Below are 15,999 nucleotides of genomic sequence, written 5' to 3'. Positions count from 1 at the left end.
TAGCTTCTTTACTTCGGTCAGCCCACCGCGTGAATACGGTGTTATATGACGTACTCAACTACTTCGAGTTACTTTTACACTGCCTTACTGTTTCTATTTTTACTCTATTAATGTATATTTCAGTAAAGTCATTCTATAAACCGTCACTTACTTATTTGTTATCGAGTTGTTCCGCCAAACCGATTAGAAGTCCTTCAATTCCACGAATGTAGCAGAGCCGATACGAGTCCTCGTACTGAACCACTTCGCCAACGAGTTGAGCACCATATTTACTGAGTCTGGATACCATTTCGTCAATGTCTTGAACTGTAAACATGACACGTAGATAACCGAGGGAGTTTACAGGAGCAGTCCGGTGATCTGATATAGTAGGTGGGGTGAGAAATCTCGAAAGTTCAAGTCGGCTATGGCCATCTGGGGTAACCATCATAGCAATCTCTACGCATTGAGAACCTAGTCCGGTTACACGACCAGCCCATTCACCTTCAACATGGGCTCGCCCTTCGAGGCTCAAGCCAATCTCCTCGAAGAAAGAGATTGCGTTATCAAGTGATTCTACAACGATGCCTACATTGTCCATTCTTAGTAATTTGTTTTTTGTCATAGTTTTATCTCCTCGTGTACAAATTTTTTACCTGATCATATTCAATATTATTAAGTGAGCGAAGCGAACGGCCGGTGGTTAGTCGGTGCAGATGTGTCCGATGAATCCAATGAATACACTTCCCTGTCAATCACTTCTCGCGGGACGCGGGCCTTCTGTCCCGCAGCGTGAATACGGTGTTAGCTGATGTACCATACTTCAATGGATTAGCCCTCAAAATTCTCTTGCTTCTGAATTTATACTCTTTATACTTATTACTGCTTTTGTTCTCTTATAATATTGAATTTCAATGTCGTTATCTTCACTTATGTCGTTCATCAGATCATTCTTAACAGTAAATTTTCTATCCACATCGCTATTAACTTTAACTACAATTTTATTCCGTACCTTAGATTTTAAACGCCCTTTAAGAGTTACATAATCTTTCTTAACCAGATCCAGAGAAATCACTACTGCAGCAAACATAAATATTGGGATTGGCGATAATTGTAATGCGACTAGCCAATTAGGTCTTTCTAGCACTGTATTTACAAATCCTTTAATGAAAGTAATAAAAGTCATTAATAGAGAAATAAATAATAATATCTGAAGAGATGTTTTTGTCTTCATCCTCTTTGTCCTTTCAGAGTATAATGGTATTTCAGCTAACCTTCTTATATTCACGAAATGACCCAGCCTTAGATAGCTCTTATCTTAGGCTGGGTCATTTGTTGTCTGAACTTCTTCCATGATTATACACCTGTCAACCAAGGGGCGATAGTTCCGTAGAGTGAATTCGGTGTTAGCTGAAGTTCGGTTCTCCTATGAAATTCTTTCGAAATGGGTTCCATTTTCATTTCTATTTGCATACATGTCCTTCTCAGTTATAACTACTCGATTGACTTCATCGTCTTCTTTAATAAAGTTTGCAATCACACTCATGTCATTTAGATAGAATTGACTATTATTTTTTGGCAACAACTTTTTATCTCCAAATATAAACAAGTGATCATCTATCAGTTCAACATTTAAACCGAAGTTTAAATCCTGATTGTAGTATGTTCCTGAATAATTCTTAAGTATAGTTATATCCACATAAGGATCAGGAATATATTCCAAATCAAATTCATTGATTAATTGCTGCTCATATAACGAATAATTTCCTTTTGAATTTTCTATAGTTATTGTTTCGAGAGACACTTCTTTGACAATTTCATTAGCAAGTGCAGCATAATCAAGAAAAAAAGTAATATGTGATTTCACGCCCAGCTCCATCCGATTTATGAAATACTTCTCATGTTTATACTCATTATGTTTCCTTAGTAAAAATTCTTCTTTGCCTCTAATGTCAATCATCTTATGAATTGCGGCTTCAGCATTTTCTTGATAAAAATAAATCAATTTACAATCCACTTCTCTAAAAAGCTTGCTTACATTAACAATTAAAGATTTGATTATATTTCGATCAACATCTTTATGTAACAAGTGAACAATAGGATTTTGAAATAATGCAGATTCCATCACAACAACATCGCTATCACATTGATTTAAAAGGAACTTATTCCATCTTTCTAAATATGATTCAATAAACATATTGTAATCATCGAATGATACAGAATGAATAATTGGATGGTTATACGTAGTCTCAAAAAATAAACTACATGTGTGGCTATTCCTTTCAAATTGGTTTGCTAAAAACCGAGCCATTGTCGATTTCCCAGATCCAGGGACTCCTTCGACAAATACTATTTTCTTCATTGAGTCCTCCCTCGAATAATAGGTTTAACCGAATTTCAGCTAACGTATCCGCATTCCTGACGTTCAAGAGACTCAAGGTGAATCCCTTTTCGGCTAAATGTGATGCTGGTTCCATAAAAATAAGAGATTAATACTCGCTTTTCAATTTAGAGAAGATAGCAAGATCAATATACTTCCCTTTTTCGAACTCATGTTGCCTTAAGACACCTTCTTTGTGGAAACCGAGCTTAAACATCAAACGGATCGACGCCTCATTCCCCGGTTCGACTTTCGCTTCAATTTTATTTAGCTTCATGGTCAAAAAGCCAAAATCCATGATACATTTCACTACCTCTGTCATGATACCTTTTCCCCAAAAGTCAGGAGTTAAATCATAACCAATTTCTATACGATTATGTATCTTCTCGTAGTTCAAAAATCCACATGTTCCAATCACTTTTTTGGACTCACTATCTTCAATCATCCACCGTAAACCAGATTGTTCCTTGAAAATTTTCTGATACCAATTCATTTCATTAATTGCATCCTCAACAGAAGTAAATGGTGTAAATGGCATATATTTAACTACATCTTCTTTTGAATAGAGCTCGTAAATATCATAGCGATCGTTCGCTTCTTCTTTCCTTAATGTAAAACGCTCTGACTTAAAACAGGGAAATTCAACAAATGTGAACCCTGAATTCATACTAATCATCCTTTTTTATTGTAAATTCACTACGATGTTGACAATTAAAACACCCTATATACAGATATAGTACTACAGATTCTAAAACCAATCTTCCTGTTATCTGAAATATATCTATAATGTAGATAATCAATACCTGATAGAGAATTTTATGGTTTTCGCTGATTTCCGATAACGTTCTTGTATTCGCGACGTCCATTCCCTTTAGATAGCTCTTATCTTAGGGGGATGGATGTGTCCGGCTGCTAGCCGCTTCCTCGAAAACCCTCGGTCGGACCGAGGGCCGAATGGCCCGAAGCGCAAATATTGTGTTATACGAAGTCCTTGTCCTCTTGTACTGCTACCAAACTAATGGAACTTTTAATGACAATAGAATAACACCAAAATTGGAATTCCTTTTTCGCTTTCCCAAAGCTCAACAAAAAAGCAATATCCATTAGGGAAATCATCTAAATATGCTTCATCGTCAAAGTTTATATTTTTTTCATACTTTGAATTCCAATCAGCCTTAACATCATTGATTGATAAAAGCTCTAATTCGCATTTTTCTCCTGTTTGATAGTTACAGATAAATATTTCTTCTACCTCACCATTAAAAATCATTTGTCCAAGTTCCTGTAACGAAGGATAATCAGCGTAAATTTTACTAGAAACTATTAATTCATCGTTATAAATCCTTTTTTTTCTTTGTCAATGAAATAGCCTTTTCTTATCACACATTTCACCCTTTTTATTTTGTTCAAATAAGAATGAAGATAAGTAGAAATCCCTTGATATTATGTTTTGTACTTTCATTACTTCGGCAATCTTTCTTAGAGATACCTGGGAAGTAGTATTGGTTTCACTTTCTTTTCGATTAAATCTGTCCTAGATATTATTGATACATTTCAGGCGTTAGGAAGATAGCCCTTAGATCATTTCCTCCGTATAGAATGTAAATTCTCTCGTTTGATTTAGCAACATCCTCAAGCAATTTATTAACTGTCCAAAAGTTCTTTCTGTACTTATTGTCCAAATATGCGGACTAGTTGTGGGCTTGGCTAAAGTTTTTTTCTTACATTTGTATATGTATATAAGCTGCAACTGTTTACAGAGGATGGGCTATATGCATTTGTGGTTGGCTTCTGCAAACGCCTTACAAACAAGAGGCTTATGAAAATGATTTCTTAAGTGATCAGGAGCAAAGTATAGTATAAATTAATAACTGAATATGCTCTGTATAATAATAGTTACTATAGTGATGTGGATCGAATTCTGTACATATTTCATGGAATACATTAACTTTTTTTTTAATAATGTTAATATGATATAGACAGATGATATGAAAGAGGGTAAAACTATTGGAACCGAAACTAGAGGCATATATAACATTAGTTTGCACTTCGGTTGTATTGAACTTGTCTATACTAGTCTATACTTATTGGAAGAGGCATTATTATACAAATATCGCGAAATTGTTCATGTGGTATACATTAGCTTCCTTGATTTATTGCTTTGGTTATGCCTTTAGCTTAACATCCACTTCGTTAGAACAACTTAGATTTTGGAATATTGTACAATATGTAGGGTTGCCGTTTTTCCCCCCGTTAGGATTATTGTTTGTCATGCAATATTTAGGTTATAAATTAGAAAGAAAAAGAACAATCGCTTTACTTGCATTTCCTTTTCTTACTTTAATAATCAATGTAACAAATGAATTCCATCATTTTTACTATAGAGTATATGATATACATTCGGTACTTGGGGTTCCATTTAGTAAAATTGAACATGGGACATGGTTTGCTGTACATAATATTTACATTTTTTGCTGTATGTTTGCTGCGTTATTATTGTTGCTTTCACGCTGGAAGGAAACGGTTAGTGTATATAAACCTCAATTATTGGCCCTCATCTGTGGTCAATTGCTTCCAATAGTGACTGCATTTTTATTATTCATTGGAGTGACACCCGATGGTATCGATCCTGTACCCATGGTTATATGGTTTTCTTCTGTTTTGTACCTCTGGTCTATTACTTCTTCTCGAATGTTATCCATTATGCCAATTGCGAAGGATACCATTTTTAATAATATGAGTGATGGTGTTATTGTACTTAATGGTACCTATCAATTAATCGAAGATAATCAAGCTTGTAAAGATATGTTTAGTAAATTGGACCGATCCATGATAGGGAAACCATTTGATCAAGTTTGGTATATGCTAACGGGTCAATCATTTCCTGTTCAACTAGATACGATATCAGATAAATTGAATACTACGATTCATCAAGCTGGTTATATTTATCAACTACGTATTTCTAAACTTCAGCAATCAAATAATAACTCTGGCTTTCTAATTATATTTACGGATATAACAGAGCTACATACATTACAACAAAAGTTAGAGCACCAAGCCTATTATGATGAGCTAACACAAATATTCAATCGTCGTGCCTTTTTCCAGCAAAGTGAGCAAAGTTTAATGAAAGCAAAAAGTAATTTGTCATCCTATACGATTATTCTATTTGATATTGATTTTTTCAAACAAGTGAATGACACTTATGGACATCAAATCGGAGATCAAGTACTAGTACATGTGGCTCAAATATGTAAGGCTGAGCTGAGAGAACATATGCTGTTTGCTAGATATGGTGGTGAAGAATTTGTACTCGCTTTAACTGGTTTTACACTAGTAGAAGGGGAAAAATTCGCTAATCATCTAAGATTTTGCATCGAACAAAAGCCTCTAGTTAAAAATGAACAAGTTGTACTGGTTACCTCCAGTTTTGGAGTATCTGTAACAACAGGAGCTATGGATGAAACAATCTATCAACTTCTTCGAAAGGCTGATGAAGCACTTTATGCTGCCAAAAGAGCTGGTCGAAATCAAGTACAGGTTTTTACTGAAAAATTCAATTTTGTGGAATAGTACAGTTTGTAATCAATAAAGTCACTAATGATACATACTGAAGTGGCAAGCGCGGGTCCGACGGACTTAGCCAGTGTAGGATTGTCCGGCTGCCGCCACTTCCCCGAAATTCCTCGGCCGTACCGAGGACCGAATAGCCCGAAGCGTGAATACATTGTTATGCGCCGTTACTGTCTTCGAAGCATCACCTAAAAACCTTTGATCAAGATTCCAACTCTATTTTTTACTCTGGTATAAAAACTCAACTTCACCATCTAGCAAATATCGATATTCAAATAATTGCATTGTTCTTTCCCTAATTCTCTCCCGTATAACCGTACCTAGGCTTACCGATCCTTGTGATCCAAGGTAACCATTATTAATAAATGTCTTCTCTACAAATTTTGTTTCCCCTAAGTGATACAGTAACCATTCTTTCTGCGATTCAATTAGTGCTTCTCTTGGTTCTCTATCCAACTTAGAAAGAAGCTTTTTATATATTTGATTCAACTCTTTATCCCAAATCTCTGTATATTTGCTTTCCAACGCCCCCCATCCCAGTGTTGTAATAATCTCTTTGGAATTTTGAAATTCATTAAATTCCACTTCATAATCATGATCTATAGGATTTCGAAGCATTTCATCTCGAAATTCACCTGTCAAATCATAGGTCCCAATGCTCATGAATAACCCTTCATTATTAGAAGGATCTGAATGACCTTCAGTTATTTCTTTTGATTCTGTTCCATTACCAGTACTCACTACATCAGGAGTCAGTTCAGAATTCATTATTGATTTTGTTTCGCTGTTCAAGGTAGTCGATTGACTAATATTTTGACAAGCTGAAAGCACTATCGTTGTAAAAAATAATAAGAGTATCTTACCTTTCATAAATTATCTCCTTAAATATTATCTTTAGTATTTACCGGTAATGGCGCATAACGTTCTTGTATTCACGAACCCGAGAGGCTTAAGGCGACAAAGTCGTCGGGTGGCTCCGCCACTTTGGCTCGAAGGGGTGTTCGCCCGAACTCGCTTCCTCGAAATGCCTCGGGCGGACCGAGCAGCCGTCAGGCTACGATGCGTGAATACAGTGTTAGATGATGCCTGTGCCTTCTTCGATTTACTATCAGGAATTGTTAATAGGCTTTGAAATCCATTGAGGAGGCCGCTTCATAAAACGTTCTCCATCTTTAATAAATCCGAATTTCTCATACAATCCATGAGCATCTTTGGTACCTAATAGCCCCATTAGACCTTCAAGCTCTGCCACATTCATGATTGTTTCTATTAATTTCTTGCCGATTCCCCTACTTCTATGTTCATCATCAATATATACATCACACAAATAAAAAAATGTTGCCCAATCAGATACGACTCGAGCGAATCCTACTTGTTTATCTCTATAAAAAACTCCAACACAATACGAATTTTCTATTGCTTTCTTCGTCCGATCATGGGGTCTTGTATTTGCCCAATAGCTTTTAGATAAGAAATCGAGTACTTCATCAATATTAATCTTTAACTTATCATCACTAATAAGATAGTCATTAAATAATACTTCCATGAACTTACCCCCAATAAATAGTAATAGCATAGGTTTCATCTAACGTTCTTGTATCTGCTAACCCGAAAGGCTTAAGGGAGCGAATGCGACCGGGTCCGACGGACTTAGCCTCGCAGGGTTGTGCGCTGTAATCACTTCTCTGCCTACCTCATCTTGCGAACCAAGGGCGTAGCCCGCAGCGTAGATATGGTGTTATAGGATGTCAGCGCCTTCTTTGAAAACCTGCAACTTCATTATTATTAGCTAAACGTCAAACTGTTTTAAATGATGGTCTAGGTGCTTGTAAATGCATTTTCCCCACTCTTCAGAAGTGAGTTTACCGAAAAAAGGATGTGGGTGTGTTGTGCATTTTTCAGGACCATTACTTTGAAAAATTATTATTTTTTGTTTCAGTATTTCCTTTTCTTTTTCAAATTCTCTTTTATCTACAATTATTAATGTTGGAAGCGTGGACATATTCTTAGGAGTTGGCTTATCGTTATAAACGATGGGTTTCACAAACTTTCCTATTAATATCCCTATCCAACTTCTTGGAAAAGTGGAGTTTCCCATAGCTATATCCTGAAAAGATGAACAATGAGCTAGCATCTGTGCAATATCCATTGTACCCCATTGCGGTTGTGAATCTGGGCGTAATTGATCGATACGGTCTAAAATTTCATTTGTATTTAATTGATTAAAAATGTTTTTCATTAGAACAACGCCTCCGTAACTTTTTTGAGTTATGTGTATCTCTTATCCTCTGCTTTTCTTCAGGTTCTACCCGTTAGATAAAATCACTTATGAATTTATTAGTTTTGATTTCTTGCACTGATTTCCTATAACGTTTCGCATTTCTGACGTTCAAGCGGCTTAAGGACCGTAGGTCCGGGTGGCTTCGCCACTTAGCCGGTTGGATGTGTCGCCTGATTCCACTTCTCTGAAATGCCTCCTGGCGACCAAGGAGCGTCAGCGACGCAGCAAGAATGCATTGTTATAAGATGTCCCCGCCTTCGAAGCAATATCTTACAAATAATCAGTCATTATAAATGATATCCCTTAAATCATTCGTTGACTTTTCAAGTATTCTGTAACCTTTTTCACTATTTGATGAACTTACAAGTAATCCATTACTTGCTTCTTTATTCTTAGAAATGTTTAAATGAAATTCTTTTATCGTACGGTTATTAAAAGATATTCGTATTAGAAACATCACACCATAATCAAGACTTCCACTTAGTTTTTCTGAATTGTTAATTGCCTTTATAAATAAATTAATCGAGTGTTTATCGGTAATAGTCTTTTCTAGAAATGGTCTGTTATCCATTCCAATACAATCTTGAACGCATTCTAAGGTTATACTTTTTACATCTCTACTATTAATCGAGAAACTATTACCAAAAAAATACCATCCAATAAATACAAATGCAATACCGATTACTATTAGAATTACAATAGGTCTTTTAATAATAATCATCCCTTCCATTATCAATTAAATAAGCATTGCGGGGATTTCTTATAACTTCTAATCTACGAACTCATTTATCGTCCACATTGGGGTAGATAGACGAATTCGTGTTAATTACTTATGTAAAGTGATAGACGAAGCTATTCGTCCAAGTCTTGTCATCCAAATGTTGAATCACACCTATGAGCCCAAGCAGTCTTACAGCTAGCTTAGCATGGTGAATCAACTCTCACCCCCTCCCAAATTATATCACTATAATTCGGAAATATTTTCCTGATTATTCAATTTTACATGGAATTACACATGACCGCGCGTTAGCACAACGAGACTACTGGTTATGACAGCAGCCTTGTTCTCTTTATAATGTTTGATCCAGATGTTTATTTGTTTCGCACGTTTCGCGTACTCATCTAACTTAAGGGATAATAAAAAAGATGAGGAGTTTCTAAGAACTCCACATCCGCAATTTTTCACTCGCTTGTTTTGTTGATTACCAATTCGAACCCTGTTATTTCAGGTTTATCTGTTAAACAAAATTTCACCTTCACTTCAATGTTGCGGTTTCGCCCAAATAAGATGAACCATATTAAGCCAATAGCTTTCCGCTTTATCGATTTTGATACCCGACTCTGAAATCAGTCCAAGTATGTCCCTCGTATAGTGGCAACCATACACACGATATAACAGCGGGTTAAAAGTTTTTTGGAGTGTGGAAACCATAAAGTTAGAACTGATCCCATGCTCCATGAGCAGGATCTTCCCGCCTGGTCTACACCACCGTTTGATTTTATCCAGTACCACTATTGGATTCTTATAACTACAGATCGATAGCGTTGAAACAATAGTATCAAACGATTGATCGGGAAAGTTCAGTTCTTCAATATCAGAACAAATAAAATCTGCATGAAGGTGATAGTGTTTTACTGCCTGTTGCGCTTTCTCAATCATTGCCTCACTAAAGTCAGTTGCGGTAATTTTCACTTCCTTAGGATAGTATGGAAAATTTGCACCGGTCCCTACTGCAAGTTCAAGCACCTCGCCCTTAGCATGACTTAGAAGATTCTGACGCCAAAGTTTTTGTTTTGGGTCTTCTCTTTTTTTATCATATTGGGTTGCTTGCCTATCAAAAATACGTATTAACTTCTGTTTCTCCATAAATCTCCCACCTTTGTTAATCGTTTTTATAGTGAGTGATACAATTATATAGTTCACAATCCCATCTAAATTTCTCTTTATTTAAAATAGTTACCGATGAATTATGAAGCGGTTCTTCTGTATCGATATGCGGAATTAGTTTCTTTAAGGTCAGGCCAATTAGCGCTCCATGACTTACTATCAGTATTTTTTGGTCGGGATGTCTTTCGGAAATGTCTGTAATACATTTCATTCCTCTTGTCATAATCTCATCATTTGTTTCAATACCAAGATCTAGTTTGGACCATCCGTATCCCCACTTTTTAACCCTATCTTGTTCAGTAGTTCCCTCAATAAGTCCGCAGTTCATTTCTCTTAACCGTTGGTCTGTTGTCACTTCAATATTTTTAATTCTTCCTATAATTTCTGCTGTTTCAAGAGCTCTTGATAGGTCACTTGAATAAATATAATCCCAGTCTTCGTTCGCCATTCTCCTAGATAGTAATTCAGCTTGTCTCCGTCCCTCATCATTTAAAGGTATATCGGCTTGCCCCTGTGCTCTGTGTTCATCATTCCAATCTGTCACTCCATGTCTTATAAGCCCTATCAATGTCATATATTTTCCTCTTTCATTTCATTCTCGGCATCCTTGAGATTCTGTCTAAACTTCTTGCTAACCTCTTTGAAATCCACCTTCTGAGTGAATAATTTGTCCAGTTACCCACTCTGCATCGTCACTTGCAAGAAAAGTAATTAATCGCGCAGCATCTTGAGGCACTCCAATTCTACCCCTTGGAAATTTAGTCAAAATATCATTTTTCACGCCATCATTCATCCATCCAGTATCCGTTGGTCCTGGATTCACTGCATTAACTGTAATTCCTTTAGAGGCTACTTCAGCCGACAAGGTTGAAGTGAATATATCAATGGCTCCTTTAGTAGTAGCATAAGCTATATTACCAGCCATCGGTCCTAGTGATTGACCAGAAGTTAGATTGATAATTCTTCCACCTTTTGAATAATTAAATCGTTTAGAGAATTCTACACTTAATAACATGGTACCACGAATATTTACTTGGTAATGTTTATCAAGTACTTCAGCGGTTAAAGTGTCGTAACCTACATCAACGGAATAGGTCGCGTTGTTTATTAAAATGGATGGGTTTCCCAATTTCGCTTCAACTGCATCTAATAACCTACCAGGAGCAAGTGAATCTGAAAGATCTAACTCTAGTTTCTCACAACGCACCCCATATTTTATGATGTTATCTTGTATCAATTGAGGTTCATTTACATGAATTCCCCAAGGCATCTCTTCATCATAGGTAGTCCAATATGTAAAGAATACATCAATTCCTTTACTAGCCAGCGCTGTACATATTGCTGCCCCGATGCCGCTAAGGCGAGAAGCACCTGTTACTATGGCTATTTTTCTTTCTAGATCTCTCTTCTGCATGATTTATTTCTCCTTTTAGAAAATAAAAATATTTGTCCATGAAAATTGAATGACTATACCTCTCCATGATAAAAATAAAGTGCCGAGTTCATTCTCTCATCTATTTTTCAGTCCCGTTTCTTACAAGGAGTACTTATTTAGATGATTTTTCTAATAACAGAGCATATGCATAATCTCTTTCATAGGTCTTCTCCTTAGGAATAATATTCATGTGTATACTGAGCTTCTTCCATGATTATACAACTGACAACTAAGGTGTGGTAGACCAATATGATCGGACCATAAAGAAAGTCCCGTCCATACAGGACAGGACGAGACATTCCATCAGATATTCTTATTAATGTTGTTCCTGTAGAACGAATTGAGCGATATTGTTACAATGATCTCCGACTCATCTTCTATATACCACATAAAATCTACTCATCATACATGCTATTCATCAATCCAGTATAAGTTATTATATTTTGTAAAACTCCATCAAACTCCATTGAATTTAACACAAATGAACGATCATTATTTAGTTTATATTGTATTAGTACATTAGTTTGTTTCCCTTGATATGTAATTTTACCTATGACATTAACGTATGTATTTCTATCGCCACCAACAAAAGCTTCCCATTAGTTATCAACCATTTGATTTGCCCTTTCAACAATATTTGCGTTTAAAATACTATTATTTTTAGAAATCCTAAAATGGAATCAAGATCATGAATGCAAACGTTATACACCAAACAATGGCATAGACATTTTTCTGCTTCAATAAATGTGCTCTTCTAAAAAGATATACTGGGATTAAGAATATTGCCCACAACAACATTTCTTTTGTATTGTAACCAGCTCTTTTCAATCTATTTTCATCAGTAATACATAGTATTATATTGAGAATTAACGTAACAAACCATAATGAACCACTAGTTTCACCAATTACTCCAGAAATAATATTTTCTATTATTGGCCCTAAAATTGGGACAAATGCCAATACCCATACTATTGAATTATTAATATCATCACCTTGCAATGGTGGTGGTTGATTACTTATATCAATCAAATCTGTTTGATTAACGTCAGCCCATCCTGGCATCCCAGCTTTCCAAACTTTAGTACTTAAAAACACCTTTTCATTGTTATAAAGGTTAAGGAACTGGAGTCTTGAAACTGGTCCGCATCTTTCCCCTCTTAATACATAGTACCATTCTTCAGCTTCTTGTTCAGGGGTTAACGTATCTGCGGAAATAGTTCTATATTCACTTTCTTTGGGCTTGTCCCATTTTAAGTCTTTAAGTTTATGTGGAGTAAAGACGGTATTTCCACAATTAGGACAAGTTGAATTTTTCTTTTCCTCTCCGCACTTGCTACAAAACATATATTCCCTCCTTATTGGATTATATTATATTGTTCCAATCTTTTGGTGTCGACGAAATGACCCGCCTTAATCAAGGGGATTCTTCCATGATTATACAGCTAAAAACCAAGGAGCGATAGCCCGGCATTAAGCTCATAATCCAAGGAAAACCCGATAATATGTGGGTTTGAAAATGCCGGATAAAACTGCTTATTCGATAGAAGTAGCCTTTGGTGTTCTTGCCTAAGGGGTATGATTTTGAGGATGTTCCAGCGAAGAATTGGCTCTTGTAATTCATCTCATTAACCATCGTCCTCGTAAAAGTCCTGATTGGAATTCTGCTCAAGTAGTCTCCATAGAAGAGCTGTCACACTTAGCTTGTGAATCCGTCCTAAAAAAAGAACCTCCAACTATTCCATGATCGGATAGCTGGATGGTTCTATTGTAAAGATATCTCTAGATTCCTTTTGATGTTCTGATACTTGGTAGATATTTACCAGATGTTCTCTCAATAAATATTCTGTCTCCATCTTCACGCAGCGCTACGCCTTCAAACACAACCTCAGTTTTATCTTCAGAAGCTTTCTCAGATACCGCAAATGGAGTTTCTTCATTCAATGATCGATACAAAGAGATAACATCGCCCATTTTTACATTCTTAATGATGATTTTACCTGGTTTTTCAATCTGGATTTCAGATGTGAGTACTTTTTCTGATTGCTCTGGATAACATTCATCGAATAATTCAAAAGCGTAGATACGCGTATGTCCGCTTCCGTCTATGCTTATTTGTGTTGGTTCAACAATCTGCAGACGGATATATCTTGCTGTCGTTTCATTGTCAAGAATACGGTTAACCACATCATCTTTGTTATCTGTTACTTCATCAATGATTGTGAATTGATCACCATCTAAACTAGCAAGGATCTGAAAATGCTTGGTGTTCCATACTTTGGTTTCCCTAGCCACAGGATGTCCGCAGTTAATAATACGATATTGCTTAATAGTTCTAGGCTGCTGCAAATCGATAGTAAGATGTGGTCTATGATCTGGCGAACACCACTTCCCACTTTTAATCGTGCCATCAATGGTCTTACTGCCATTTTCGTTGTCATTCACACTACTCGAAGCCGTTGCTGTAACCCCAAGAGATTGTAATGCAAGATTCTTCATATCGTAGTCAAGCGATAATGGCTTTTGTTCGGTTCCAGCAATAATGGCTGTCAACGTAATCGTTTCAGCAATAAAAGGTTTAATTACTAAGGTACCTACATCTACGACATAATTCTGTGGAACCTCATCTTTTAGTCTTTGAACTTTACATTGTTCCATGGATTTGAACAGGTTATGCGCAACTTCATTGTTACGTTCCATTTCAAGCACGTCACCACGTTGCAAGGCTGTAACAGCTTGAATCACATGCTTCGCTGATTGGGTCATCAATTTAAAAGCATCCAAGAAAGGATCTAATTCTTTTACCAACTGTAAATTTAAACATTTCTCTTTAATACGATCTGCTGCTGCTTCCATTCTAATGAAATGATTCATCAATCTGTTCGCACATTCAGTTATATCTTGTCCATGTTCTATGCCAGTTTGTAGTTCTTTGACATCATCTTTCAAGTACCATGATTCATCGAACAAAAAGTCTCCACTGATCCCGCCGTCATCATTTAAATAACAGCTATTCGAAGCGAATAGCTCCAAATCTTCTGCTACTTCTGGAGCAAGCGCTCTAAATGATGCGGAAAAACTTACTTCACAGTTGAAAGCATCTGTATTCCAGTTGTGATCCGCAATGCAGAATAAGGCTTGTTTAGAAGCTTGAGGTTGATTCATAGGATTCGAGAAGAACCCATTTACATTATTCAGATCCGAGCTTAAATTTTCTATTTTACCCATGAGAATTTTGGAGTCACAATAGTCATTAACAGGATAGTTCCACCATACAGATAGGTTCTTGTCAGTACCTATTGCTCGTTTTGGTGCATCATATTGTTCTTTAGAGATATTGGACATCGTCGCTGCACCCGTCCACATAATTTCAACATCATCATGAAGGACCTCTACAAAAGGTTTGAAATATTCTGTCATCGATGGGCCCCAAGCTTCACAATATCTTGTACCCACGGTGAGGAGAGGCCTGATATCACCTTTAGCTTTGACAAATTCGGTATCAATTCTATTGATAAACTCCGCTTGCTCTATTCCATTTGGAACGCCAACGAGATCATCGAACAGTATGCCAAATTGGCGTACTCCTAGGGTGTATAGCTGTTCTAACTTAGCAATCGCAGATTGAAAATCCTCCTCTGATGAGAGGTCAATCGTCTCCCCTGGGTGAATGGTCCATACAAAATTCAAATTGTTAGCGTGGCCAGCAGCCGCAAGTTCGGAAATTTCCTGTGCTTTTTCGCTCGGATATAAATCTCTCCAGTGTTTTCTGTGATAAGGGTCATCTTTAGGAGCATAGATGTAAGTATTTAACTTCTGTTCGCCACCAAATTTCATGAGATCCATACGATCTTCATGACTCCACGGATAACCATAAAACCCCTCAATATATCCACGATACAATATTTCAGGATAATCCGTGATCACACATTTCTGTATAACATGATTTGTTAATTGGCTCAGAATACGATTCAAAGTAACAACACCATAATGGATTCCATCGCTATCACTACCGATAATAGCCACATTGCAAACTGAATCTCCATTGATCACTAGGCTGTACCCTTCTCTTTGAGTCAATTCGGAAATGGACTCTGGATGAATACTTGCCAACCAATGTTTATTACACTGCTGCTGATTTGTAAGATAAATATTGCTTTTACCAGCTGCAAAATCATCTGATACCGTATATGTATAACCGTATAAAGTTAAAGCCTCTTGCAGTTTAGGCAATGTGGCCTCTTTTAGCTCAGCATGGGTAACGATATGAACACAATCTGTTATTGTAGCTTCACCTTCATAATAATTAATATCCTGAGGAATAGGATAAATTTCATAAGGATGGTTTGTTGTCTGACTTAAATGATTGTTCATTGTGATTGACCTCTTCTCATGGAGTAAATGTTAATGATGAATCCGTATAACACCAATAACCATTATGACAAACAAAGTGGCTCGATTTCAAC

At 36.5% G+C, this 15,999-nt stretch carries 15 protein-coding genes; 1 reads left to right on the top strand and 14 read right to left on the bottom strand.

Going from position 1 to position 15,999, the window contains the following annotated elements:
* Nucleotides 1–151 precede the first annotated feature (151 nt).
* The 5 genes from IEW05_RS08605 to IEW05_RS08585 form a co-directional block, all read right to left on the bottom strand.
* Nucleotides 152–604: a VOC family protein gene (locus tag IEW05_RS08605; protein ID WP_188537737.1), complete on the bottom strand. Its 453-nt coding sequence runs from the start codon at nt 602–604 to the stop codon at nt 152–154.
* Between the two features lie 213 nt (nt 605–817).
* Nucleotides 818–1,213 carry a hypothetical protein gene (locus IEW05_RS08600; RefSeq protein WP_188537735.1) on the bottom strand — a complete coding sequence of 132 codons (396 nt, stop codon included), beginning with the start codon at nt 1,211–1,213 and terminating at the stop codon, nt 818–820.
* A 192-nt stretch (nt 1,214–1,405) separates the two neighbouring features.
* Nucleotides 1,406–2,341 (bottom strand): P-loop NTPase family protein, encoded by a 936-nt coding sequence (locus IEW05_RS08595; protein ID WP_188537733.1) that lies wholly within the window; start codon nt 2,339–2,341, stop codon nt 1,406–1,408.
* Between the two features lie 127 nt (nt 2,342–2,468).
* Nucleotides 2,469–3,026, bottom strand: a complete 558-nt coding sequence (locus tag IEW05_RS08590) for a GNAT family N-acetyltransferase (protein ID WP_188537731.1) — start codon at nt 3,024–3,026, stop codon at nt 2,469–2,471.
* A gap of 360 nt (nt 3,027–3,386) precedes the next feature.
* Nucleotides 3,387–3,629 (bottom strand): hypothetical protein, encoded by a 243-nt coding sequence (locus IEW05_RS08585; protein WP_229753305.1) that lies wholly within the window; start codon nt 3,627–3,629, stop codon nt 3,387–3,389.
* A gap of 737 nt (nt 3,630–4,366) precedes the next feature.
* On the opposite strand from IEW05_RS08585, the gene IEW05_RS08580 reads away from it, so the two are divergent.
* Nucleotides 4,367–5,932 carry a histidine kinase N-terminal 7TM domain-containing diguanylate cyclase gene (locus IEW05_RS08580; RefSeq protein WP_188537730.1) on the top strand — a complete coding sequence of 522 codons (1,566 nt, stop codon included), beginning with the start codon at nt 4,367–4,369 and terminating at the stop codon, nt 5,930–5,932.
* A 216-nt stretch (nt 5,933–6,148) separates the two neighbouring features.
* Here IEW05_RS08580 and IEW05_RS08575 read toward each other — a convergent pair whose 3' ends face one another.
* The 9 genes from IEW05_RS08575 to IEW05_RS08535 all read right to left on the bottom strand — a co-directional run bounded on the left by IEW05_RS08575 (nt 6,149) and on the right by IEW05_RS08535 (nt 15,907).
* On the bottom strand, nt 6,149–6,802 hold the full coding sequence (locus IEW05_RS08575; RefSeq protein WP_188537719.1) for a lysozyme inhibitor LprI family protein: 654 nt from the start codon (nt 6,800–6,802) through the stop codon (nt 6,149–6,151).
* A 238-nt stretch (nt 6,803–7,040) separates the two neighbouring features.
* Nucleotides 7,041–7,478 (bottom strand): GNAT family N-acetyltransferase, encoded by a 438-nt coding sequence (locus IEW05_RS08570; RefSeq protein WP_188537717.1) that lies wholly within the window; start codon nt 7,476–7,478, stop codon nt 7,041–7,043.
* 243 nt (nt 7,479–7,721) lie between these two features.
* Nucleotides 7,722–8,171 carry a DUF1569 domain-containing protein gene (locus tag IEW05_RS08565; protein WP_188537715.1) on the bottom strand — a complete coding sequence of 150 codons (450 nt, stop codon included), beginning with the start codon at nt 8,169–8,171 and terminating at the stop codon, nt 7,722–7,724.
* Between the two features lie 322 nt (nt 8,172–8,493).
* Nucleotides 8,494–8,943, bottom strand: coding sequence for a YhfM domain-containing protein (locus IEW05_RS08560; RefSeq protein WP_194434107.1), 450 nt, complete (start codon nt 8,941–8,943; stop codon nt 8,494–8,496).
* Between the two features lie 531 nt (nt 8,944–9,474).
* Nucleotides 9,475–10,080, bottom strand: a complete 606-nt coding sequence (locus IEW05_RS08555; protein WP_188537711.1) for a class I SAM-dependent methyltransferase — start codon at nt 10,078–10,080, stop codon at nt 9,475–9,477.
* A gap of 16 nt (nt 10,081–10,096) precedes the next feature.
* Nucleotides 10,097–10,675, bottom strand: a complete 579-nt coding sequence (locus IEW05_RS08550; RefSeq protein WP_188537709.1) for a histidine phosphatase family protein — start codon at nt 10,673–10,675, stop codon at nt 10,097–10,099.
* 57 nt (nt 10,676–10,732) lie between these two features.
* Nucleotides 10,733–11,515 (bottom strand): SDR family oxidoreductase, encoded by a 783-nt coding sequence (locus IEW05_RS08545; protein ID WP_188537707.1) that lies wholly within the window; start codon nt 11,513–11,515, stop codon nt 10,733–10,735.
* A gap of 690 nt (nt 11,516–12,205) precedes the next feature.
* Nucleotides 12,206–12,880 carry a DUF4339 domain-containing protein gene (locus tag IEW05_RS08540; RefSeq protein ID WP_188537705.1) on the bottom strand — a complete coding sequence of 225 codons (675 nt, stop codon included), beginning with the start codon at nt 12,878–12,880 and terminating at the stop codon, nt 12,206–12,208.
* 435 nt (nt 12,881–13,315) lie between these two features.
* A complete protein-coding gene (locus tag IEW05_RS08535; protein WP_188537703.1) occupies nt 13,316–15,907 on the bottom strand; it encodes a glycoside hydrolase family 84 protein in 2,592 nt (863 codons plus the stop codon).
* Nucleotides 15,908–15,999 lie beyond the last annotated feature (92 nt).

The sequence above is a fragment of the Paenibacillus segetis genome (assembly GCF_014639155.1).
Classification (GTDB): Bacteria; Bacillota; Bacilli; order Paenibacillales; family Paenibacillaceae; genus Fontibacillus; species Fontibacillus segetis.
The sequence above is the reverse complement of the archived record's forward strand: the minus strand, read 5'-3'. Positions and strand labels throughout refer to the sequence as shown.